The organism is Lactobacillus sp. UMNPBX4 (assembly GCF_002554115.1).
GTDB classification, from domain to species: domain Bacteria; phylum Bacillota; class Bacilli; order Lactobacillales; family Lactobacillaceae; genus Lactobacillus; species Lactobacillus gallinarum.
This window is the reverse complement of sequence record NZ_PCZF01000003.1, coordinates 1-23128: the sequence shown is the minus strand read 5'-3', so window position 1 is coordinate 23128 and position 23128 is coordinate 1. Positions and strand designations below refer to the sequence as shown.

Sequence of the window (23128 nt, the reverse complement as noted above, 5' to 3'; positions counted from 1 at the left end):
TGTCTTAACTCAATGGCATTGTTGATTAGGAACGTGACCTTTTCTTTTCTAAACGAATGTAATTATCCTATGAATATCTAAATTAAGAACTCCTCTTTTTTCATGTACCAGTGCTTTACCAAAGTAGTAAGTGCAATGTACAAAATCAAAAGTACTAACACTACCAAAACGTAGAATTCTGGGATTGGACCGAATTTCATTACCTTGGCCAAGCTTGGGATGTAAGGCATTGCGGTACCGATCAAGCCTGCACCAATCGTAGCGAGCATGACAACTGGTGAAGAATGTTGTTGGATAAATGGAACGGCTGGATCTCGCAATGCTTGAATAACCATTTCTTGTGTCCAAAGTGATTCGATGAACCAACCACTCCAGAAGATTGCCATAAAGACTGCCTTTTGACTTGGAGTAGCAGCCATGTAACTTGCTCCGACAATGCTTGGACAAATCCAGAAGTAAAGCAAGGCAAACGTAATAATATCGAAGACTGAAGAAGTTGGACCAAAGTAGAACATGAACTTAGGAACTTTCTTGTCTCCCACTTACGTGGTACTTCCAAATATTTTTCACCAACAGTATCGAATGGAATTGATAGACAAGAGGTGCCGTAGATCAAATCCAAGATCAATAACTGCATTGGCAGCATTGGCAAGAATGGCAAGAATGATGATGCCACTAAGATTGACAAAATATTACCAAAGTTAGATGACAAGGTAATCTTGATGTATTTCATCGTGTTAGCAAAGATCTGACGCCCAATTCTTACACCATGTTCCAAAGTACGTAAACTCTTGTGGAGCAAGATAATGTCGGCACTCTTTTTAGCAATATCAACGGCAGTATCAACTGAGATTGCCACGTCGGCCTTCTTCATAGCTGGCGTATCGTTGATCCCATCACCCATGTAGGCAACGGTGTGACCATTTTCTTTCAAAATTTGAATAATTTTGGCCTTGTATTCTGGTGAAAGCTTAACAAAGAGGCTACATTCTTCAACCATCTTTTTAACTTCATCGTCGCTCTTACCGACAAAGTCTTTTTCACTATAAATGTACTTGGTGTTCAAGCCTACTCTTGAAGCAACACTCTTAGTTACGGTGGCGTTATCGCCAGTCAAAATCTTAACGGTGATGCCGTCTTGCTTGAGCTGCTTAAGTACATCCTTAACATCATCCTTAGGTGGATCAAGGAAGGCCAAGAATCCGGTTAGAATCAAATCCTTTTTATCGCTAACATTGAATTCACCGGCTTGAGCAGGATTGTTTTGGTAAGCAAGCAAAACAACTCTCAAACCATCTTCGTTTAAACTTTCAATGTGCTTCAAAACCTTTTGCTTGTAGTCATCAGTTAAATCGTTAATTTGATCGCCGACTTGCACACGATTGCAGCAGGCGAGCATTTCTTCGGCGGCACCCTTTGTTACCAAGATACGACCATCGCCATGACGTTTTACAACAACACTCATACGACGACGCTTGAAGTCGAATGGAATTTCATCGACCTTAGTGTAGTCATGCTTAATTTCTTCAACGTCTAGCTCATCGCTAGCGGCATCGATAATGGCTTGGTCCATCAAATCGTGCATCCCCGTTTGGAAGTACGAATTCAAATAAGCCAACCGCAAAACTTGTGGATTTTCCTTCATATCCAAGTTGTAGTGACGTTCCAATACAACCTTGTTTTGGGGTCAAAGTACCGGTTTTATCAGTACAAAGAATGTCGGCAGCACCGAAGTTTTGGATGGAGTTCATCTTCTTAACGATGGTGCCGTGCTTGGACATTTCGAGCGAACCCTTAACCAAATTACTAGTAACAATAACTGGTAACATTTCTGGAGTAAGTCCAACGGCTGTAGCGATGGCGAACAGCAAAGCGTTGAGCCAGTTACCTTTAGTCAAACCGTTAATGATCAAAACTAAAGGTGCAATGATGGCAGTCATTGTTAACAATAATTTAGAAATGTTCTTAATACCGACATCAAAGTTAGTTTCCTTAACGTCGTTGTTTGAAATATCCTTAGCCAAACGACCAAAGACAGTTTGTTCACCGGTAGCTAAAACGACACCGACACCTGAACCAGAAACAATAGTTGTTCCTTGATAGATTACATCAGGATAGTCCAAATATTGATCCATGTCTTTTTGATCAGGCTTCTTAGTCGCAATCTTTTCCACAGGTGTTGATTCACCGTTCAAAGAACTTGATGAACAAAACAGGTCTTTAGTTTGAAGCAATCTAATATCTGCTGGAACCATGTCACCAGCGTGAATATTGATGATATCTCCTGTGACAACTTTTTTAGTAGAAATTTCTTTATTCTTTTGATCACGCCGAATATTGGTGGTCACAGAAACCATATTCAGTAGATCCTCAACCGCATCATTAGTTTTTACGTTCTGGATAAAGGATGTGAGTCCAGAAATGATGATCATCGTAATCATGATGACTACGGTGCTCAAGTCCTTTTGCCCTGCTGGTACAAAAACGTAGTCGGTAAACAGCGACACCGTTGCTAGCAGCAACAGGACCATTGTGAAAGGAGTGAAGAAAGATTCAATAAAGAAATGCAATTTAGTATTACGTTTCTTAGTGGCTACCTCATTGGGGCCATCCTTTTCTAAACGCTCTTTAGCTTCCGTCGAAGACAGACCATTCAGCGAACTGTGCATCGTCTTTAGAACTTCATCAGGAGTTTGCTGGGCTATGCGCTTTACAAAATCCGTGTTGGTCGTCTTCTTATTCATCAGCAACTTGTTTTTTGCCATGTTAATCACACTTTCTGATTAAACACGCAAACAAACTAAAAAGGAGCTAATACCAATTAGTATTAACTCCTTATCTAAGCGATTTTTTCTCGTCGTTCAGTTTTGACACTACGTGACGTAAGCACAGGCTAGCTATCTGGATCTCGCCTTATCTCGACAAGAACTATTTTACTCGTTGGCATCTCTGGATGTTTCCGGGCGATAGCTTGTGTTCACGTAGGAGCCTCACCTAACAGTTTATTTGCTTTTTCAATTTTTATTTTTATTATATGCATATTATTTGACAATGCAATTATCTTTACTAAATCGTTAGAAATTGTAAAAGAATTTAAGAAAAGATAAAAAAAGTACGTTTAAAATGAACATGCGTTTTTTATAGTGAAATTTGATATACTATTTTACAGACAAGGGTGGATTGCAACTGCCATGTTTAGTAGTTTTAGCATGACTAACCACCCCTCAACATTTTATAAACTACGGAGGTGAGAGTTATGCATAATTGGATAGTCTGAAGGGTTAGTGCTCTGTGTTAGCTTGAGCTATTGCAATCAGCATCGTTCTAGGTACTCTGGTTAAATTAGCTATTAATTTGGCTATAGCCTACGCAATAACAAAAAAAGCTAATCACAAGGATTAGCTAAGCATACAGTTATCTAAAACTACGATTGAAGTCATCGGCTGCAATCCGTTGGCTTCTTTTCACATACAGATTATAACATGAAATATTTGATACTTAAAAACGAAAAGAGCACCTATTGCGAAATTGGCAGTAGATGCTCTTTTGATTTGTGGTTAGAATTTATTTTTTAGTTTGAGCTTATTTTGCTTTCTTCCAAGTACCGATAATTTTACCATTCTTACTGTAAACATTAATTCTGTAACTCTTAAGAGTACCGCGCATTACAACGGCTTGTTTCTTAGGGGCCTTACCTACAGAACTTGTTCTTACATAGTATGGATGATCTGGATCACCTGAATCGATCTTGTAATATTCTTGACCGTTAAATTTGTACACACGTCCATTATCAAGAATCTTGACTTTTTGACCTTGAGTCTTAATTTGATATGCACCGTCTTCTTGAACAACATGACCATTTTCATCATAAATGAAGGTATTGTGTACGAAAATCAACTTGTTCAAATTAGTTACATTGATCTTTGTGTCATCAGGAACAAATACAGAATTGATAGTTGTTTTTTCCGGAACTTCAGTTGTGTTTGAAACATTAGAGGTTTTAATGCTAGTAGTTCCAGCTGGAGTGAGATCAAAGCCAGCACCATCATCTGTACCAGTAGGCTCCTTCCAAGCTGATGGATTGTCTGTTGCAGCTGGATCATCAGTGATATTAATTGTATCTTTTTGCTTTTGGTTTGGATCTACAGTCACCGTATTATGGTGATTATAAATATCAGCTGGAGTAGTTGGAGAAACTTCTTCACGATAACTTGGGTCAGTAGGATCAATTACTAATTCGCCGTTTATTGAATTGCGTTTTCTACCTTGAATCATAGAGATAGGGACTACTTCTTTAGCACCTTTAGAAACCACGAATTTAAATGCGGGTGTAAATCTATCTCTACCCAATTAAAAATTTTTCCATCCGCATTTTTAGCACTTACAATAGTGGGTAAATTACCATATTCATCGGTTTGTTCAATTAATTTACCAGTAGTTTTATCATCTACTACCCTATTAGCAATATCATCAGGGAGATCGCCACCCATTAGCTTTTTTGCATGATTAATTGGATCACCTTGATTACCCTTACTACCAAATTGATTATCTACAGGTGTCCAACTATACCACTTGTTTGAATCCAATTGTCTAGGCACAGCAACTACTTGAATAAAATCATACTCTACGTCACTATCATCAATTTTAATATGGATGTTTTTACCGTATTTGTCTTTTATATATTTTACTGCATCCCACTCGGTTGAATTGGTGGCATCAATATCAATTTCTTTTTGAGGATCTAAATTATCATGGCTTTCGGTAATTTGATGAGCATCCTCCTTTGTACCAGCATGTTGCACTTTAACTGCTGAATTTTCAGAATCGGGTTTTGCTACGGGGTTAGTGGTTGAATCACCTTATGGTGTTTTTTCGTCAGTCGCAGTACCAGTGCCTGAATTCGCTGGAGTTTGGGTTTTACCACTTGTGCTGCCAGCTGTTTGAGTACCATTTTGTTGTTCACCAACACCATTAGTACTCTTACCTTGTTGTTGATCACCTTGGGTACCATTAGCTTCACCAGTGGCACCTTGTTGACCGCCTTTGGCATTATTACTTTGAGCTGGTTTTTCCATAGCATCAGCTTTAACAACATTATTATTCATTGCCAAAGGTGCGCAGCCAAAATAGTGCTGACAATAAAAACACCATATCTATATCTTTTTCTCATTTCTTAACTCCCACTAGAATTACTTAATCATTTAAAACACCATTATCGTAATTTCATAACTAAAGGAGTTCAATAGTTTGGTCATATATGCACACAATTTATTAATGCATGATACATATGTAAAGAAAAGCATTTACAGCCAGTCGTATATAAATGGCTTCGCCTTTATTTTTTGCACAAAAAAAGATCAGGCTCACTGCCTGATCTGACTTATTGGGTTAGCTGGGATCATACTCCCAACGCTCCACGTGCCCTAATATCAAGGGATGCCACAATTAGCAAAATGATATTGTTACAAATATTGCTACAAATTGATGTTTTCAACGGGTTTTTATTCCTGAAAAACTCCAAAAAACTCCAATTAATATTGCTACAAAAAATTATAATCTTAAAACTTACGATTCCATATAATCCGAAAACTTATTCATTGTTTTTTCACGTCTCTTCTTTGGTAGGTGCGTGTAAATATCCATTGTGGTTTTAATTGAGGCGTGCCCTAAACGGTCTTTTATATCTTGCATAGAAATACCAGCATCAAACAACAAAGAAGCGTGAGTATGCCTAAAATCATGGATTCTTATATGCCGTAACTTAGCTTTTTTGGCTATTTTGCTGTTCCATGTGCTAACGGTGGTGTAAGAAAGTGGAATGTTGTCGGGGTAGTTATCAATCATGCCATTAAAAATAAAATTATCCTGATTGATGCCGCCACCTTTAATGCTAATTACATTAACTTCCTTGCGTTGTTCCGCTTGCCACTCCTTCAAAACTTTCACAGTATCAGCAGTTAATGAGATAGTTCTGATACTATTTATTGTTTTTGGCGTTTGAATTAATAGGCGGTCTTTAATGCCCTTTGATAAAGTGCGCTGTACACTCAAAGTTTTATTTTTAAAGTCAATATCTTTCCATTCAAGCGTTAGAGCCTCACCTTTACGCAAGCCTGTATACGCCAAAACATAAAACAACGTATAAGCTTCAATGCCAAACTTATATGCTACTTCAAGATATTTGTTTAATTCGTCTTTAGTGTAAAAGTCGATATATTTCTTTCTAGGCTTTACCCGTGGTCTCATGACTTTATCCATTGGACTACTATCAATTAATTCAAGGTGCATAGCATAATGGAATATCCTATTAGCATAGCGGATATACTTTTTATATGTTCGTGGTGCATCTTTGTACCATTTGTTAACGGCTTTCTGACATTCAAGCATATTGATACTATCAATGTAATACTTGCCTATATCTGGTAAAACATGCCCCTCAATAATTCGTATTGTGGTAGCTAATGTACTTTCTTTGATGCCATTAGAATAAATATCAAGCCATTTTTCATAGACTTCTTTAAACTTCAAGCGTTGCTGTTTGTCTGGTGAATACTCACCGTTGGCAATTTGAACTTGAATTTGTAAGAAGTCTTTTTTAGCTTGTTTTTCGGTTTTGTACCCTTGCTTTCTTATTTGGCGTGGTCTACCAGTCCTTGCATCCCTACCAAGATAGATAGTGAATTTATAACGTTTATTGCCACTAGGTGTGGTGTATACCTTAATATCATCATTCATGTTAATAACCTCTTTAAATTGCCTTGTTGCGGACGAGCTTATTTAAAGCTGTTAACATGATGAATAATTTTTGAATACGTAATATAATTTCAACTATTTATTATCTTTACCCTGAATTTCATATATTTCTTCTTCATCATCGTATCCAAAATAATTATTAATAATTTTATTAATTTGGTTATATGCTTTTTGTGCCTTGCCGTCCCCTGTTTTTGCTTTAAGAGCTAATTGAAATGTACTACCAGTTAAGAAAACAACATCAGACATTTCAGAAGAGCTAGATATTTTATCGCGTAATTTCTCTAATTCTTTTTCATTTGTAACCGAATCACTATATTCCACGGCTTTAAACAACGCGTCAAATTGTTTAAGTGTAATTTCTCTTGCTAACGCCATCGCTTCATTACGAGCAACCTTTGCGCCTTTTGAATCCGAATACTCTACAGCTACATGCTCTAACCAATTCTCGAAATTATCATAAACTTTCATATCTTTAACATCAGACATACCCGTGATATAAGTAACTGGCACATTAAAAAATTTAGCTAATTTTATATATGTCTCAAATTTAGGTTTACGTTGTCCCTTTTCATATAAACTAATAGCTTGTTGTGTAACGCCAATCTTTTGGGCTAATTCTTTTTGTCCTATATTTTGCCGTTCTCTTAATTTTTTTATTCTATTCAAAGCTTTCACCTCTTTCTTTATATATCAAGAATATTATACTTTTTATCAAAAATAAACAACAGCGGTTGTTGAACAACACTGGTTGTGATATACTTCTTTTTTGAAAACAACTATGGTTGTATAAGGAGGTTGAAGCCATGAAACTAAGTTCAAAACAAGTACTTGCTCTAAAACGCAAACGTGGTGAAAGAAATTTGACCATTGATGAATTAGCTAATGAAGTAGGTACAAGTCGTTTTACCATTAGTCGTATTCTTCATAATGATTCTCAAAATTTAACTTCAACTACTGTAAAGAAAGTTAATGACTGGATTATTGACCAATACGTAACAGTTAATTAAATAAAAAGAGCGCTCAACAAGTGCCCTAGCTTCTGGGATGCATCCCAATAGAAAAGAGGTGAATAACATGAATTTCATGCAAACAGCTTTAAATTTTAATGGTTTAACGTTCCCTAGCCAACAAGCCACACTCACAAAGCAAGAAAAGAAATTATATGATCTTCTCCCCGTTGGTAAAGAGAACGCCGTACAGGGTTCATATCTTGCTAATATCTTGCATATAAACAAACGTACAGTTATCAGCATAGTTAGAAAGCTACGGCTTAAACATTTTGACGTTGGTAGTACTACTAACAATGGCTATTATCGTTTCAAAACTCCAAAAGAATACGCGGAATACATAAAAACCGCTCAAATGGAATATATACGCCGTGGTCAAGTTTTAAAAGCTATGGAAAATACTCCAATGGCTCAACAAATAGCCATTATATCTAATAAAAAGGAAGCCTAAAGATGCAACAAACAAAAGAATCAAATTTCAATTTAGATGATGACAGAATTAAAGGGACTTCACTCGAATTAGCCTTATACGCTGGTTCTATGAAGCAATTAGCTAAGAATGATGTGGTTTTATCTGATTTCTTCAAGAAAAACAGCGAATTTACGTCTAGTATTGCTAAAACAATCATGGACGTTGTAACCTGTCCCGCTAATTTAAAGCCAAGTTCCGATAAAAAAGAGCAAGCTATTAATTCAAATGAATTGAAGCAATATTTAATTTTTTGTGCTGAAAGCTTACAAGATCAAAGTGAAGTTTTCAATTATTGCGTTAACGAGAAAGAAGAAAATCATGATTAAACGAATTTTACATAGATTGCATATAAAGCCTATAAGAATAGAGTTTGCAGAACTCGACAGCGTGGGCGGTTATGTGTCTTTACCTCAATGCTTTTTAATCTTACTTAGAAAGCCTAGATTTTTAAGAAAAGGAGTTTAAACCATGCAAGTCAAATTAGATGATAAACAAACAGCAGAAATTAAAACGCTGGTATTTTCCATTGTTAAAGACGGTATTCAGCAAGTAACTAATACCCGACCATACTTAAATCGTAAAGACATAGCAAAATATTTTGGCGTTGCTGAATCTACGATAGGCTATTGGGCTAAATTAGGAATGCCCGTGGCGGTTATTGGCGGACGCAAGCTCTATGGTAAACAGTCAATAACTCAATGGCTCAAAGATCATGAGATGCCGTCACAAAAACCAAAACACCAAACAAAAAAGCCTTTAACTATTGGCGTAGTTAAAGGCAATAAGTAAAAACCATTGCAATAATTTTTACAGAACAAATTATAACAGATTGAATAAGAAATATTGCGGACGAGCTTATTTAAGGCTGTTGACACGTATATCAAAACATCCCTAACAAGGATGTTTTTTTACTAAGAGAAGTGGTGAATTATGACTAATCCTAATTTAAAAATCCCACTTGCTTTAATTCAAAAATATAAACTGTCTAAGCTTACTTTATTGGTATATGGAGAATTGAATGGACTATATTCTAAATATCATAAGTGCGATATTACAGATAATGAACTAGCTAAACGGCTTAATAGGTCTATTGCATCTATTCAACGCTCAATGCATGATCTAAAAAGATCAAAACTAATAAGTAGCAAGCAAAAAGCTAACTACAAAGGTCGTAGCATCAAAGTAGCACAAGTAAACGAGAAAAAATATATTCTTATTCCAATTTCAATAATACGTAATAAAAATTTATCTCAAAACGCTTTACTGGTCTACGGTTCGCTCTATTCTAGAAGTCAAAAGCAAACAAAAATTAATAAGGATAGAAAGATACCCGATATTAGCCCTATCTTTATTGTTTCTAAAACAGATATAGCAAAGGAATTGAACAAAACACCTAAAACGATTGGGCGTGCTATTAAAGAATTAGCATCAAAGAATTATATTATATTCAACTCAATTACGGGTGTAGGAATTGAAGTTAATTTACCACCTATTGACTGTGGAAAACTTCAAAAGGTAGGACAAAAACGAGAAGCCACCTATGACAAAAATGAGAAGCCACCTATGACAAAAATGAGAAGCCAGCTAGGACAAAAACGAGCAACTAATAAAGTATTAATTAATATTAATAAAGAGACTCATTTTCATTCGTCTTCTTCTAATAAAGATTTAGTGGGCGTCAATTCTGTTATACCTGAAAGCTTAAAAGATATTTATGAATTAAATAAATTAGATGCTGAACAAAGCACTTCTCACCCACCTAAAACACAAAAATATAATATTACTGTGAAAAGTGGTTCAGAAAAGGGCAAAGAGATAACTCCATACAATTCAGCATCCAAAGTAAAAACAGATCAAACATCTAATAATAAAGATGCTCAATCTGTTAAAGAAGAGATTAATTATATTGCATATGATGGTTTTAATATTGGCTATCAGTGTAAAGTATTACAGCAAATATTGAGACGCTACACCACTAAAAATTATATTATCTCTTTTGATCAAATACCTTTAATAAAAAAGCAACTAGAAAGCGGATTAACCTTATATGACTTTGAAAGTGCTATTAATTATTTGATTCAGCAAGGCAAAACAATATCTATTAAAGATCTAGCTAACAATCTACCAAACTATCTAAGTAAAACTAATTCGAATTAATTTAACTGGCAACAGCTGTATTTAAATATACGGCTGTTGTTTTTTAGTGTTTAATTCTAGCCTCAATTAATTAATATAATTTGGGGTAAATCCGTGCATCTTGTCATATTGCTATTAAACCTAATCGTAAATTCTTTTATAGCTTGCTTTTTGAAAATTTGGTATCGACTTTTCGAATATCCGATTAAATGCTGTACCTCATAATTCCACATTCCTTTTACATAGCAAGAAACCAAGATAGTTCTATATGGTGTTCTGGGTCTATCTTCAATTTCATACATTGCTTTAACCGTGATATATGTCAATCTTTCAGCATCTCTTATTAGTTTATTCCAACTTTTAGGATATGGTTTTAACTTAGTAAAGTTTTCTGGTAGTAATTCAGTGTAGCATCTACCAGAAATAGCAATTAATTCATTAAAAGTATTTTTCAAGTAATCACTTGTCTTAATTGTTTCTATCTCTTTATTCGACATAAATATTTTTACCTCAATCAAATTAATTACAGCTTTACTTTTAAGACGTTAGCAAAAGTTAGCATCATCAAATTAAATGTTAATCCTAAAAATCAATTTAAGCTCATTTAAGCAAAATAAAATAGTCCACGTATGATTACACATGAACTACTTAAAAACGATAAACAGGCTATAAATTTTAAACATTCTATTCATTGAGGGATGCATAACCTGTTAAAGCCTGACATAAATCTATAAATAATATTAACAAACTACGCTCAACAACTATACAACTTGTGGGGCTTCTTTTTGTTTAAAAATATTAATCCACCAGTATTTACAATTACTTGAATATGAGAATAATTTTTCGGGTTTTATTAAGTCGACCCACTAACAAATTTAAGATGCTAAAAAGGACATCCCCACAATTTTGAGGGAATCTAATCCGACTGCTAAAAATTAGGCAGTCGAATCTCACGGCTGAAAATTCAGCAGTGAAAAATAAAAATGTTGCTACAAACTGTAACAACATTCAGACAATTTAAATTATTAACATAATGATGATACCTAGTATTATAGCATTCTAGCCAATTTCTTACATGAAAAAAGCGAGCCGATGTTGCTACGCTATACCAATTTTAACAGCCTTAAATAAACCCGTCCGCAACTCCCTATATTGCTAAAAATATTGCTAAAAACAATAATTTCATGAAGTTTGAAAACAATTCAGAAAATAAAAAATGCCTTAACATCAACGTTTTACAGCATTGATATTAAGACAACCATAACTCTATTGGGTTAGCTGGATTCGAACCAGCGCATGATGGTACCAAAAACCATTGCCTTACCACTTGGCTATAACCCAATCTTCAAACCTTTTACTTGATTGGTTCTATTTGAACGATCTCTCAACCGCTCAACAATTAATAGTATAGGGGAATCAAAAATAAAATGCAAGGGGAAATTTTACTTTTTCTTGATATTTTATTTTTTAATATAAAAGCCCTTTATCTAATTACGATTATACTAATCGTAATTAGTATAATCGTAATTATTCTAACTTTTTAGCCAAAATAAAGCACATCACAGTCGCTACCACACAGTAAGTAAATGAATTCCAATTTAAATTTGTAAGACTGCTATGCTTTAGCACCTGCCCTGCCGTCATCGATGATAAGGCAATCCCTACATTATAGAAAATTGCATTTAGCGTTGAAGCTAAGTTAATTGCGGCTGGATATTTTTTTGTTGCTTCATTTAAGAAGAAAACTTGTGCAGTTGAACCAAAAATCGCTACAGTAAAACCAAGGATAAAGATCCAGGTAATCCCAGTCACCTGATTCTGCAACATAATACCGAAAATGGCTAACAATATCAGATTTAATACATAAACAAAGCGCAGCTTCTTAAAACCATTCCCAGCTGCTATCCTGCCTGCCACTTGATTAGCAAAAATATCGACAACGCCAAGCAAAAGCAAGATCAAACTCAAAGTACTTAAATCAAACTTCAATTGTTGGTGAACCAGTGGACGAATATAAGTATAGTAGCCATAAAGAGTTGCCGCTCCACAGATAACGAAAATAATGCCATACCAAATCGTTTTATCTTTGAAGATTTGAGTCTGATCTCGATAATTGCCTTCACCAGCCTGCAGATTTTTAGGCAAAATTGTAAAAGCAACGATCGTTGCCACGGCGGTAATCACCGCACACATAATAAAGGCATCTTGCCAGCGCCAATGATCTGCAATTACGGTACCGAGTGGCACGCCAACTACGGAGGCAATACTAAAGCCGGTATAAATCCACGCAATCGTCATCGAGCGTTGCTTTTGATTATGCGACAATTGGTAAACAATTACGGAGAGAAGCGATTCAATCATCCCTGCCACTGAAGCAGTAGTTACTCTAGATAATAGCAACCAGCCAATATTGGGTGCGCATGAGCTCAAGATTGTCCCTATTAAAAAGATCAACAAAAGAGCTATCAGCAAATAATACTTATGAATTTTATTTGTAAACAACGCTAATAGTGGCGTCACAATAGCATAAGTCCAAGCAAAAGTTGAAACTAACCATGATATTTGACTAAGGGATTCATGATAAGATTTGGCAATCAAAGATAAGTTGCCCACTACCATAAATTCGTTGCATCCCAACATGAAAGCAATTAGCACGAACATTGCTGTTAGAATATGCAATCGGTGTACACTAATTTTTTCAGCCATATTTTCTCCTTCAACACAATGATAATGATTATTTTAGCAGAGAAATAGTTTTATTTTGGCTTTCATGCTATAACGACGAGGAATAAAAAAGACGTGTTGCTGGAACAACACGCCGGGGTATACCGACCATGATTAAAGCGGAAAACCTAAATTACAAAATTGTCATTTAAAGCTCGCTGTTTAACTTTTGGATGAATTAATAGCGGGCTTTTGGTTTACCTCAATAAATGAAGTAATTCTTTAATCTTCTAAAAAAGAGCAGGTTATTAACAACCTGCTCTTTTGCTTTCTACTTAGAAAATGAAAACTTGTTCATCCAGTTTTACTTGATATTTCAATTCTTTCAAATCAACATATGCACGTGCAACAGAGGTGTTTTCCTTATTAGTTCTAGTAATAATGATCTCATGATCGCTTGGCGTTTTAATCTTGATTGAACCATTCAAATCAAATGCAGCAGCCGAATTACGGAATTCCAAAAGTTTAATCAATGACTTAACTACTGGTCTTTGAACTTCCTTCTTAATCTCATCTAATTCATAGTAATGCCGATTAATATCTCTGCCTTCTTTTGTTTTTTCCAACAATTTGATGTCATTTTGTCCGGCTAATAACCCGACATAATAAATCTGTGGAATACCAGGTGCAAAGACTTGTAGTAATCGAGCTAAGAAATATCTTCGATCATCATTTCCTAGAGCAGAATAGTATGTCGTATTAATTTGATAAATATCCAAATTATGATATTCAGCACTAGAATACTTTTTCTTAACATTAGCCCCAATTTGATAAAGCTTCTTGGTAGTGTAATCAATTTGTTCATCCGTTAAAACATCTTTAGCGTCAACCACTCCTAAGCCATCATGCGTGTCTAGAGTAGTAAATTGTTTCATTGGACACTTCTTTAGCCACTTAGCTAGTTGCGTACTATCACCACTGTAAAGTGAATACAGGAGAACCATTGGAAGGGCAAAATCATAGATAAAGTAGCCATGCTTAGCAACTTTAAATGGCATCGTGTAATGCTCATGAATTTCCGGGAAGATAGTGGCTGGAGTGTCTTTCAAATAATCTTTTACCTGATTAAGCAATGTCCAAATTTCTGGCTCTACAAAGAAATCGTTAGTATCTAGCTTTTTAATCGCATATGCAAAAGCATCTAGTCTAATCAAACTTGCCCCATGCTTAGCAAGATTCTGCAAATTTTCCTTAATAAAGTTTTGAGTAACTTTAGTTCGAACATCCAAGTCCATTTGATCAGGGCCAAATGTATTCCACATTTTTTCTTGACTGTCATCTACAAATTTTATTTCTTGGTATGGTGCTTTATCTTTTCGTTTATAGATCAAGTCCACATCCCTTTGAGTAGGACGACCTATTGGCCAAAACTTGTCCCAGCTTAAAAACAAATCACTATACTTGCTTTCGTTATGCTTCTTTTGAAAGTCTTGGAAATACTCAGAATGTTTTGATAAATGATTGATCATAAAATCAAACATTAAATAATATTGTTGACCTAACTTTTCCACATTTTGCCATGTACCAAATTTAGGATCAACCACATCATATCTCGTTGGTGAAAAGCCACGATCACCATTTGAAGGAAAAATTGGTAATAAATGAATTCCACCAATTGCCTTTTTAAAATATTTATCCATGACATCAGATAAATCTTGAAGATTGTGTCCTAAACTATCTGGATAAGTAATCAACATTGCTTTATTTTGTAACTTCATCTTTTATTCCTTTGCTATTTACAAGAAAAGGCTCAATCTTTCAAAATAAGATCGAACCTTAAAATTATTTTTGATCATTGAGGAAAAAGCCGATTTATAAAGAGAGGGGGAAAGTTTTAATTATTATAAATGGCCATAGTTGAATCTTTATCGAAGAAGTGTGCCTTGTTAACATCAAAGCCCATCTTTACATGATCACCTGGCTTGTGGTAATCACGTGAATTTACATCTGCTACGAATTCTGTTCCGTCAACTTTTTGATACAGTTGAATTGTAGCACCTAATAATTCAGAAACTACTACTGTAGAATCGATTACTGCATCTGGCCAAGTTTCCAAGAAGGCTTGTTCTGAATGAATATCCTCTGGTCTAATACCAAATACAATATCTTTGTCATTATAGCCTTGGTCATCAAGCATTTTGGCCTTACCTTCGGGAATGCCAATATTCAAACCCTTACCATCCGAAATTCGGCCATCTTTATAGTGAACATTGAAGAAATTCATCTGTGGAGAGCCAATGAAACCTGCTACAAACATGTTCTTTGGTTTGTTATAAACTTCTAATGGCGTACCGATCTGTTGCACCTTACCTACAGACATAACCACTACTCGGTCAGCTAAAGTCATCGCTTCGGTTTGATCGTGTGTTACATAAATAGTCGTTGTTCCTAAACGTTGATGTAGCTTAGCGATTTCAGCACGCATTGATACACGCAACTTCGCATCAAGGTTTGAAAGAGGCTCATCCATCAAGAAGATTGGTGCATCCCGCACAATTGAACGTCCCAAAGCAACACGCTGACGTTGACCACCTGAAAGAGCTGCGGGTTTCTTCTTTAAATAGCTAGTCAAACCCAAAATTTCAGCTGCGTGCTTTACTTTTTTATCAATATCTTCCTTAGAATAATGTCTAAGCTTTAATCCAAAGGCCATGTTGTCATAAATAGTCATATGTGGATACAAAGCGTAGTTCTGGAAAACCATCGCAATATCTCTGTTCTTTGGAGCAACATCATTCATGACTTTATGATCAATCTCAAGCGTACCTTCGGTAATATCTTCCAAACCGGCAATCATTCTTAATGTTGTTGATTTACCACAACCTGAAGGACCGACAAAAACGATAAATTCCTTATCTTTGATGTGCAAATCAAAGTCATTTACAGAATACTTGTCATTGCCATCATATTTTTTATAAATATGGTTTAAATCTACTTCTGTCATTTTTCATTTCCTTGCTAATTTACCTTTTTAAGCATTGCTTGTTTTATTCCAGCAACAAAAGTAACAATACTTAAAGTCTTACTTTGACTAAAGAGTTCAAAGCTCGAATTATCAATCACCAATGTCAATTTATGATTATCTGGATGCCATGAAACAGTTTTAATAAATACAGGTGAATGAATTTCAATTACATATTGATCTTCTTTTTTGCGAGTAATGTGAATCTCACCATTATCGCCTTTTAATATCAAACTATGATCAATAGGAATTTCTTCAGTTAATTTATAACTGCCTAAATCAATATCTTGACTGTCAGATAATGACATATCATTTATTGTTCCAATTGGTTTTTGGATTAATTGACCATTAATTGTAGTCAGCATTCTTGGGATCCCCATCATACCGTTCCAAAGATGACCGGATTCTTCAAGATAGTTAACATGATCAGCACTTCTCAACCAAGGAATAATAATTCGATTGTCTTTTTCATCTACAAAGCTTTGAGAAGCATAGAAGTCATCGCTATCATCTAAACGATGTTGTTCTTCTAACTTAAACTTAAAGTTTTGCCAATCCATATGTCCCTTAGCAAGATAAACAACACTATTTCTGCCATCGCCTAAAATTACACTAAAGGCTAAATAATCTTGACCATTAATATTAAAGTAATCGGGACATTCGGTCATAATGCCGTATTCTTCACCTTGAAGCAAAACAGATTTAAATGACCAATGAAGCAAATCATCTGATTCAAATAAAACTAAGCTACCATGTTTTTCAAGTGCTGCGGCAACCACACAATAATACTTGTCACCGTGCTTAAAGACCTTAGGATCACGGAAGTTGCTATCGTCTGTTTCTCCAGGCAAATCTGCTACCGTCATTACTGGGTTATTTTCATATTTCTTAAAATCAACACCATCATCCGAAACAGCTACACATTGAGTTTCCGTAATTTGACCATTTTCATCTACATGTCCTGTATAAAGAACATATAACTTGCCATCTTTTTCAATAGCTGAACCTGAAAAAACACCGGTTTTGTCATATTCATGATCAGGTTTCATAGCAATTGGCATGTCTTCCCAATGAAGACCATCCTTGCTGCGAGCGTGTCCCCAATGCATGTTGTCCCAATGTGGGGCATAAGGATTATATTGATAATATAGTTGACAGTAATTCTTATAATGAATCAATCCATTAGGATCATTGATCCAACCCACTGGAGCAGTGAAATGAAAAAGTGGCCGCAATTCATCATTATCAATTTTTCTTATTTTTTCATATAAGTAAGAATTTTCTTTCATTATTTATCACCATTACCTGCAGAACCCATTCCTTGAGTAAGGTACTTTTGGAAGAAGATATAAACTAAAACCAAAGGAACAGTAGAAATGGTCAAAATAGCCATAACTTGATTCATGTAAACTGGGTTCGTGCTGTTAATATTTGTAATAGCTACTTGCAATGGAAATTGATCAGAATTGGTCAAAACCATTAATGGCCATACATAGTCGTTCCAACTACCTATGAATGATAGTGTTCCAACTGTTGCAACTGTAGGAAGCGTCATTGGCAAAAGGATATTCCAGAAAATTCTTAGATTACTTGCCCCATCTAGTTCAGCAGCTTCTGTAATACTATCTGGAATTGCTGCGAAAGCATTTCTAAACATGTAAATATAGAATGGACTAGACATACCTGGCAAAATAACTGCCAAAGGCGTATTCAAAATACCAATAGTTTTAGCAATTTGGAATTGCTGAATTAAAAGTGTAGTACCTGGGATAACCAATAATGCAATTAATAAACCAAAGAGTAGTTTGCGTCCTGTAAAGTTGAATTTTGCGAAACCATAACCAGCTAAAGCATTTACTACAATTGAACCTATCGTTACACTTGTTGCATAAAATACACTGTTTAAAATGTATCTCATTACTGGAAATCTATGGAAGATGCTTACATAAGCTTTGCCCCAATCAGAAATATGACCTGAAGGCAAGAATGCCTTAAAGTTACTGATGTTGGCATAAATTTGAGATTCAGGTTTCATTGAAGAAACGATCATCCAAACCAATGGGAACAAGAAGAATAAAGCTAAAATTGTAATTAACACTGTAGTCCAGATCACGTGAAATCTTCTACGTGTCATAAATTTATGCATTCTCGTCACCTCCGGCGTTTGTGATCTTTCTTTGAATAATAGTAAAGATAATAATGATAATGCCGTAAATTACACTCATTGCACTTGCATAGCCTAATTGACGATCAGTAAACCCAGTACGATAAATGTAATAGATTGGTGTCATAGTTGCATTTTGTGGGCCACCTTGGGTCATGATCATTGGTTGAATCATCAAGTTGAAAGCACTAATGAAAGTCGTCGTTAAGATCATCATTGAAGTAGGTTTAAGCATTGGCAAAGTGATATGTAAAAATCTTTGCCAACTATTTGCTCCATCCAATTCAGCTGCTTCATAAAGTGAATCTGGAATATTTTGTAATCCTGCTAAAAAGATTAACATCTGATAACCAGCACCCTGCCAAGCAGATACCCCAATGATGGCAAACATAGCTTGCTTAGGTGAAGTTAAAAATGGCTGTGGTTTAATGTGAAAAATACCCAAAATACCATTTAACAAGCCTTGGTCAGGATTAAGAATATACATCCAAAGAATTGAGACAACAGTCAAAGATACAACTTGTGGTGCAAAGAATGAAATCTTAAAGAATGTATTTCCGGGACGCTTTTTATTAACAATTAAAGCTAATCCTAAAGCCGCACCAACTTGAATCGGCATAATAAAGATAACGAATTGTGCAATATTTTTTAAACTTTGTAAAAAGACAGGATCTTTAAAAGTATTAATGTAATTTGTAAAACCTACATATTGCTTAGCCCATGGTGTCAAAATATTATAGTTCGTAAAAGAATAACTAAATGACATCAAAAATGGGATGATTAAAAATGTTAGTAAAATTAGAATAGCTGGGAAAACGTACAGCCACCCAATTTGTCTCTTTATACCTTTAACTTGCATAAAGATTCCCCTTTACTTCTCTATTTCTCAAGGTACTTTTGAATAACTTTAGCTTGTTCGTTCATTACCTTTTGTACATTAGGATTCTTCTTGTACAAAGTTACATTTTGAACAGTATCAGCAAATGTTCTAGTTACTTGTGGGTAGTTAACTAAAACTGGACGAGCATGACCCGTAGTTTGGTTTTGCTTAATGAAGAATCTCATTTGTTCATTAACTTTAGGCATCATCATCTTAGATACACTCTTACGTGCTGGCAAAACAGTGTTAGCCATATCGGTGCGGTACATACACTTCTTACTCATTAAGAAGTTAATCAAAGCACCAGCTGCCTTCTTGTTCTTAGCTGTAGAAGACATTGCGTATTGCCATGAGCCTGTTGGTGAAACTTGCTTATGAGTAGCTGGAGATACAGGATATGGCATTACGCCCCATTGCAAATTCTTGTATTGGTTTTGCAAAGTTTGAACTTCCCAAGTACCAGTCATCATCATGGCATATTTGCCAGTTTCAAAACCTTTATCCTTTGGTGAAATAGTAGTGTAACCATCCTTAACCATGTCTTGAATTAATTGGAAGGCTGAAGTAGTTTGCTTGGAATTAAAGTAGCCAACTGCCTTAGTGCCAGCAGGATTAGTAATGCTACCACCAGCTGACCATACAAATGGTGCTAATGAATAAAGAGCCATTTCTGAGTGGTCATTCAAGTTCATATTAATTGCTGGTTCATGGAAGTGATTTTTAAGTCTCTTACAAATATCTTTAAATTGAGTCCAAGTCCATGGATGCTGTAAAGTAGCAATTTCTGAATCTTTAATCCCAGCCTCTTTGAACATCTTCTTGTTGTAATAGATGCCGATGCTTGATTCTGAATAGCCAGCAGCATATAACTTACCTTTATAAGTACCTTGTTTAATAATGGTTGGTAAGATATCTTTCTTGTTAGTAATATATTTATCAATTGGTTGAATAATCTTTGAATGAGCATAAGCAGCAGTGTTAGGACCATCCAAAGTTAAAACATCTGGCAAACTTCCGGAGTTCAAAGCGGCATTAACTTTATCTTCATAACCACCACCTGAACCAGAACGTGGAATAAATTGAACTTTGGCTTTATAGCCGTGTTTGTTTTCTTTATTAAAGTCATTAACATTCTTTTGAAGAGCCTTACCTTCAGGGTCAGTATTTGAAACGTGTACCCACATTGTCACGTTCTTACTGTTGCTGCTCCCTTGGTTATTGCTACATCCTGCTAAAACTAGTGCTGCAATAGCGGCAACTGTTGCAACTCCTAATTTCCACTTTTCCATAGTATCTCTCCTTTGAAACGTTTCAATTCTATTCAAAAAAATAAAACGCTTCTTATCTCTAACATAATTCTAATTAATTGAAACGTTTCTATTTTGCCTTAAAAAATAATCATTAGCACAAAACTATTTTCATTTCTTTTTTTGGAAACGTTTCAACTTACATTTAAATAATAATACCGCTTTCATAACTTGTCAACAGTTATTTTGTGGTATTTCCATCAACATATCTTACTGGGTACATTTTAGCTTCATTTTTCAAACTAGGATCCGCAATTTTGCGTAAAACTAAGTCAACTGCACCATTGACCAATTGCTCAACAGGTTGGGCAATTGTAGATATCCCTAATGGAAGATCTGAGGACAAATTCATCCCATCAAATCCTATTAATTGAATATCTTCAGGAACTCTATATCCATATTGATTTAAAATTTTTCTTAATTTCAACAATAATGAATCAGTATGACAAAAAATTCCATCAATTTCTGGATTATCTTTTAACATCTCTAAAAGATACGGTGTAAAGTCTTTTACAGGTTCTTGCAAAAAGATCTCTTTATAATCAATTCCCATATCCTCGAGATAATCTCTAAAACCATCTCTTCTTAGCATAGTCCCATTAAGATATTTACTATGACTACCAACATAAGCTAAGTTTCTAGCACCATGCTCTAGCAATTCTTTAGCAGCTAATTTTCCGCCTTCATAATTATCCGATGTAACATAAGATACTTTTTTATCAAAATAACGGTCTAAACTAACGAATGGAATATTGGAATAAATATATTGACCAATATCACTGTAGGTAATCGCAATAATTGCATCAATTTTATTTTGCTTCAGCATCTTAATATGTTTTGCTTCTTCTGCTGGATTACCGTTAGAATTACATAATAATATTTTATAGTCTTCATTATCTAAACGTTTTTCTACATAATAAGCGAATTCTGAGAAAAATGGATGCCAAACTGAAGGCAAAATAAGAGCTATGGTTCTTGAGGAATTGGTCTTCAATCCTCTAGCATATTCATCTGGAATATAATTTAATTCTTTAATTGCTTGATTAACCTTAACTAGAGTACTTTCTTTAACTCCTGGCACATGATTAATCACACGAGAAACCGTACCTACTCCTACCCCTGCTCTTTGAGCAACATCCTTCATAGTTGCCACTTTTATCACCTCTTTTTTTCACTTTCTTTTTCATTATACTTCAATAATCTTTTTTCAACTAATTCATTAATTCAAAATTGTTGGTAAAAATGCCTGCTACGCCGCGTTTCATATATTTTTTAGCCAATTTAGGATTATCCACAGTCCAAATGCGCTGTGTAATTTTGCTTGGCAAGTACCAATGTGGATGAATTGCCGCAAAATGATTTTTTCTAACAAATCTTTGTGGAAAAATAACCGGAACTTTGGTTAAAAAGCAATATTGCTGATGCGGATCGATTTGCTGGCAGTTTTTTAACGTTTGATAATTAAAAGACGAAAAGATAATGGGATGCACGAAGCGATACTCTTTTACCAATGCCAAAACAATAGCTTCGATTCCCTTATCGTGAATCTTATTAGTCTTGAACTCTAAGTTAATGTACAAATCTTTATCCTGCAAAATTTCAAAAAGTTCTCTCAACATAGGTACAGGCTCACCATTTTTCAGATGAAACTTCCTGATCTCATTCAACGTATAATCCTTGATATAGCCACTACCATCAGTTGTCCGATCAATCTCTTCGTCATGCATAACTACGGGGACTTTATCTTTAGTCATATGCACGTCAAACTCAACGCCTTCTGCACCATGCTTTGCTGCATAGCGAAACCCTTCTAAAGAATTTTCTGCAAACTTCACCGGCAAGCCTCGGTGAGCAAAAATAATTGTTTCTGTCATATTTTACCCTACAAAAAAATACCACCTTACGGCAGCATCCCTTTTTCAAAATTAATCTAACACAATTGCACCTTGAGTTGCCAATGCATCACGTACAAGAGTCTTAACATCTCTTCTAATAACCATACCATCAGTTTCTTCAATATATTCCTTATATTGAGGACTTTGTACATGCTTATCATATGCGTCATCGTTTGCATAAACTTCAACAAAGTTCCATTCGTTAGGATTATCCTTGTTAGTACCTGACATCATAATTTCCATACCTGGTTCAGATGCAATGCTGGTAGTCATTTCCTTCTTAACTGAATGTGAGAACTTTTCAGCATCTTTCTCTTTAACTTCAACAGTTACCAGACGCATAACGAAATTATCTGCATAGCTGTTCAAAGCCTTTTGTGCATGAGTAGTGATTACTTCTGGCTTTAAGTTGATGATCTTCTTGTCAGTGCTAATGCTATCTACAGTTTCTTCAAAATCTACTGCTGACATTGATGCGATGTGCACGTCTTCAGCTTCCTTGTTACGGAATAATTCGATCTTGTAATTGTCTTCACCCTTAGCATCATCATGAGCGCTACCAATTACTAAAGTTCCTTCTTCAGCTGGGATAGAATCGCGCATATACTTTTCAGCCTTGCGAATATATTCATCGCGATCATTTTCTGCAATATTTAATTTAGTAATTTTAAAAATTGGTGTTTCATCCATTTTTCTTGCCTCGTTTTTTATTCTTTACATACTCAATTATAAGCTAATGTGAAAAAATGAACTCTTTATTTTTCAGTTAACGAAAATTGCAATTTCAAATTGAACACTTTTGAAAATTAAATTCTGTATATTGAA

The 23128-nt window shown here is 35.1% G+C and carries 21 protein-coding genes, 1 tRNA gene, 1 pseudogene and 1 riboswitch; of the genes and pseudogenes, 5 read left to right on the top strand and 18 right to left on the bottom strand.

Annotated features, from left to right (window positions below):
- Positions 1 to 77 precede the first annotated feature (77 nt).
- The 6 genes and pseudogenes from mgtA to CP355_RS01080 form a co-directional block, all read right to left on the bottom strand.
- Positions 78 to 2765 (bottom strand): annotated as a pseudogene (mgtA, locus tag CP355_RS01105) (magnesium-translocating P-type ATPase).
- Between the two features lie 80 nt (positions 2766 to 2845).
- Positions 2846 to 3009, bottom strand: a riboswitch (M-box (ykoK) riboswitch).
- A gap of 573 nt (positions 3010 to 3582) precedes the next feature.
- Positions 3583 to 4275: an SLAP domain-containing protein gene (locus tag CP355_RS01100; RefSeq protein WP_098043726.1), complete on the bottom strand. Its 693-nt coding sequence runs from the start codon at positions 4273 to 4275 to the stop codon at positions 3583 to 3585.
- Positions 4276 to 4286: 11 nt separating this feature from the next.
- Positions 4287 to 4802, bottom strand: a complete 516-nt coding sequence (locus CP355_RS01095) for a hypothetical protein (RefSeq protein ID WP_098043709.1) — start codon at positions 4800 to 4802, stop codon at positions 4287 to 4289.
- Positions 4803 to 4859: 57 nt separating this feature from the next.
- A complete protein-coding gene (locus tag CP355_RS01090) occupies positions 4860 to 5111 on the bottom strand; it encodes a hypothetical protein (protein ID WP_143468919.1) in 252 nt (83 codons plus the stop codon).
- 454 nt (positions 5112 to 5565) lie between these two features.
- A complete protein-coding gene (locus CP355_RS01085; RefSeq protein WP_098043707.1) occupies positions 5566 to 6735 on the bottom strand; it encodes a tyrosine-type recombinase/integrase in 1170 nt (389 codons plus the stop codon).
- Positions 6736 to 6828: 93 nt separating this feature from the next.
- Complete coding sequence (locus tag CP355_RS01080; RefSeq protein ID WP_098043706.1) at positions 6829 to 7422, bottom strand: helix-turn-helix transcriptional regulator; 594 nt, start codon at positions 7420 to 7422, stop codon at positions 6829 to 6831.
- A gap of 137 nt (positions 7423 to 7559) precedes the next feature.
- Here CP355_RS01080 and CP355_RS01075 point away from each other — a divergent pair, with 137 nt between their 5' ends.
- The 5 genes from CP355_RS01075 to CP355_RS01055 all read left to right on the top strand — a co-directional run bounded on the left by CP355_RS01075 (position 7560) and on the right by CP355_RS01055 (position 10392).
- Positions 7560 to 7763: a helix-turn-helix domain-containing protein gene (locus CP355_RS01075; protein ID WP_098043705.1), complete on the top strand. Its 204-nt coding sequence runs from the start codon at positions 7560 to 7562 to the stop codon at positions 7761 to 7763.
- 67 nt (positions 7764 to 7830) lie between these two features.
- Positions 7831 to 8214 (top strand): hypothetical protein, encoded by a 384-nt coding sequence (locus CP355_RS01070; RefSeq protein ID WP_098037148.1) that lies wholly within the window; start codon positions 7831 to 7833, stop codon positions 8212 to 8214.
- A 2-nt stretch (positions 8215 to 8216) separates the two neighbouring features.
- The gene (locus CP355_RS01065) at positions 8217 to 8561 is read left to right on the top strand and encodes a hypothetical protein (protein ID WP_098037147.1); all 345 of its coding nucleotides are present in this window, start codon (positions 8217 to 8219) and stop codon (positions 8559 to 8561) included.
- Positions 8562 to 8703: 142 nt separating this feature from the next.
- Entirely contained in the window at positions 8704 to 9024 is a 321-nt protein-coding gene (locus CP355_RS01060; RefSeq protein WP_199161197.1) for a DNA-binding protein, read from the top strand.
- Between the two features lie 141 nt (positions 9025 to 9165).
- Positions 9166 to 10392 (top strand): helix-turn-helix domain-containing protein, encoded by a 1227-nt coding sequence (locus CP355_RS01055; protein WP_098037146.1) that lies wholly within the window; start codon positions 9166 to 9168, stop codon positions 10390 to 10392.
- Positions 10393 to 10454: 62 nt separating this feature from the next.
- Here the strand turns inward: CP355_RS01055 and CP355_RS01050 are convergent, their stop codons facing one another.
- The 12 genes from CP355_RS01050 to CP355_RS00995 form a co-directional block, all read right to left on the bottom strand.
- Positions 10455 to 10868 carry a hypothetical protein gene (locus CP355_RS01050; RefSeq protein WP_098037145.1) on the bottom strand — a complete coding sequence of 138 codons (414 nt, stop codon included), beginning with the start codon at positions 10866 to 10868 and terminating at the stop codon, positions 10455 to 10457.
- Between the two features lie 772 nt (positions 10869 to 11640).
- A tRNA-Gln gene (locus CP355_RS01045) sits at positions 11641 to 11712 on the bottom strand.
- Between the two features lie 186 nt (positions 11713 to 11898).
- Positions 11899 to 13077, bottom strand: a complete 1179-nt coding sequence (locus CP355_RS01040; RefSeq protein WP_098043704.1) for an MFS transporter — start codon at positions 13075 to 13077, stop codon at positions 11899 to 11901.
- 293 nt (positions 13078 to 13370) lie between these two features.
- The gene (gene gtfA / locus CP355_RS01035) at positions 13371 to 14813 is read right to left on the bottom strand and encodes a sucrose phosphorylase (protein WP_098043703.1); all 1443 of its coding nucleotides are present in this window, start codon (positions 14811 to 14813) and stop codon (positions 13371 to 13373) included.
- A gap of 116 nt (positions 14814 to 14929) precedes the next feature.
- Positions 14930 to 16039, bottom strand: a complete 1110-nt coding sequence (locus CP355_RS01030) for an ABC transporter ATP-binding protein (protein ID WP_098043702.1) — start codon at positions 16037 to 16039, stop codon at positions 14930 to 14932.
- Positions 16040 to 16053: 14 nt separating this feature from the next.
- Entirely contained in the window at positions 16054 to 17346 is a 1293-nt protein-coding gene (locus CP355_RS01025; RefSeq protein ID WP_098043701.1) for a glycoside hydrolase family 32 protein, read from the bottom strand.
- The gene (locus tag CP355_RS01020) at positions 17346 to 18203 is read right to left on the bottom strand and encodes a carbohydrate ABC transporter permease (protein WP_098043700.1); all 858 of its coding nucleotides are present in this window, start codon (positions 18201 to 18203) and stop codon (positions 17346 to 17348) included. The genes CP355_RS01025 and CP355_RS01020 overlap by 1 nt, the downstream gene beginning before the upstream one ends.
- Positions 18196 to 19080 (bottom strand): carbohydrate ABC transporter permease, encoded by an 885-nt coding sequence (locus tag CP355_RS01015; protein ID WP_098043699.1) that lies wholly within the window; start codon positions 19078 to 19080, stop codon positions 18196 to 18198. Before CP355_RS01015 ends, CP355_RS01020 begins: the two co-directional genes overlap by 8 nt.
- Before the next feature lie 20 nt (positions 19081 to 19100).
- On the bottom strand, positions 19101 to 20390 hold the full coding sequence (locus CP355_RS01010) for a sugar ABC transporter substrate-binding protein (RefSeq protein WP_098043698.1): 1290 nt from the start codon (positions 20388 to 20390) through the stop codon (positions 19101 to 19103).
- A 199-nt stretch (positions 20391 to 20589) separates the two neighbouring features.
- Entirely contained in the window at positions 20590 to 21561 is a 972-nt protein-coding gene (locus tag CP355_RS01005) for a LacI family DNA-binding transcriptional regulator (RefSeq protein ID WP_199161196.1), read from the bottom strand.
- A gap of 58 nt (positions 21562 to 21619) precedes the next feature.
- On the bottom strand, positions 21620 to 22282 hold the full coding sequence (locus CP355_RS01000) for a glycerophosphodiester phosphodiesterase family protein (protein ID WP_098043697.1): 663 nt from the start codon (positions 22280 to 22282) through the stop codon (positions 21620 to 21622).
- A gap of 51 nt (positions 22283 to 22333) precedes the next feature.
- The gene (locus CP355_RS00995) at positions 22334 to 22993 is read right to left on the bottom strand and encodes a putative quinol monooxygenase (protein WP_098036877.1); all 660 of its coding nucleotides are present in this window, start codon (positions 22991 to 22993) and stop codon (positions 22334 to 22336) included.
- Between the last annotated feature and the right edge of the window lie 135 nt (positions 22994 to 23128).

What these genes read in the sequence shown, in the direction of transcription:
- CP355_RS01100 (WP_098043726.1), bottom strand. Translation starts at nt 4,275, where the DNA reads ATGATTCAAGGTAGAAAACGCAATTCAATAAACGGCGAATTAGTAATT.
- CP355_RS01085 (WP_098043707.1), bottom strand. Translation starts at nt 6,735, where the DNA reads ATGAATGATGATATTAAGGTATACACCACACCTAGTGGCAATAAACGT.
- CP355_RS01075 (WP_098043705.1), top strand. Translation starts at nt 7,560, where the DNA reads ATGAAACTAAGTTCAAAACAAGTACTTGCTCTAAAACGCAAACGTGGT.
- CP355_RS01070 (WP_098037148.1), top strand. Translation starts at nt 7,831, where the DNA reads ATGAATTTCATGCAAACAGCTTTAAATTTTAATGGTTTAACGTTCCCT.
- CP355_RS01065 (WP_098037147.1), top strand. Translation starts at nt 8,217, where the DNA reads ATGCAACAAACAAAAGAATCAAATTTCAATTTAGATGATGACAGAATT.
- CP355_RS01060 (WP_199161197.1), top strand. Translation starts at nt 8,704, where the DNA reads ATGCAAGTCAAATTAGATGATAAACAAACAGCAGAAATTAAAACGCTG.
- CP355_RS01055 (WP_098037146.1), top strand. Translation starts at nt 9,166, where the DNA reads ATGACTAATCCTAATTTAAAAATCCCACTTGCTTTAATTCAAAAATAT.
- CP355_RS01050 (WP_098037145.1), bottom strand. Translation starts at nt 10,868, where the DNA reads ATGTCGAATAAAGAGATAGAAACAATTAAGACAAGTGATTACTTGAAA.
- CP355_RS01040 (WP_098043704.1), bottom strand. Translation starts at nt 13,077, where the DNA reads ATGGCTGAAAAAATTAGTGTACACCGATTGCATATTCTAACAGCAATG.
- gtfA (WP_098043703.1), bottom strand. Translation starts at nt 14,813, where the DNA reads ATGAAGTTACAAAATAAAGCAATGTTGATTACTTATCCAGATAGTTTA.
- CP355_RS01030 (WP_098043702.1), bottom strand. Translation starts at nt 16,039, where the DNA reads ATGACAGAAGTAGATTTAAACCATATTTATAAAAAATATGATGGCAAT.
- CP355_RS01025 (WP_098043701.1), bottom strand. Translation starts at nt 17,346, where the DNA reads ATGAAAGAAAATTCTTACTTATATGAAAAAATAAGAAAAATTGATAAT.
- CP355_RS01020 (WP_098043700.1), bottom strand. Translation starts at nt 18,203, where the DNA reads ATGCATAAATTTATGACACGTAGAAGATTTCACGTGATCTGGACTACA.
- CP355_RS01015 (WP_098043699.1), bottom strand. Translation starts at nt 19,080, where the DNA reads ATGCAAGTTAAAGGTATAAAGAGACAAATTGGGTGGCTGTACGTTTTC.
- CP355_RS01010 (WP_098043698.1), bottom strand. Translation starts at nt 20,390, where the DNA reads ATGGAAAAGTGGAAATTAGGAGTTGCAACAGTTGCCGCTATTGCAGCA.
- CP355_RS01000 (WP_098043697.1), bottom strand. Translation starts at nt 22,282, where the DNA reads ATGACAGAAACAATTATTTTTGCTCACCGAGGCTTGCCGGTGAAGTTT.
- CP355_RS00995 (WP_098036877.1), bottom strand. Translation starts at nt 22,993, where the DNA reads ATGGATGAAACACCAATTTTTAAAATTACTAAATTAAATATTGCAGAA.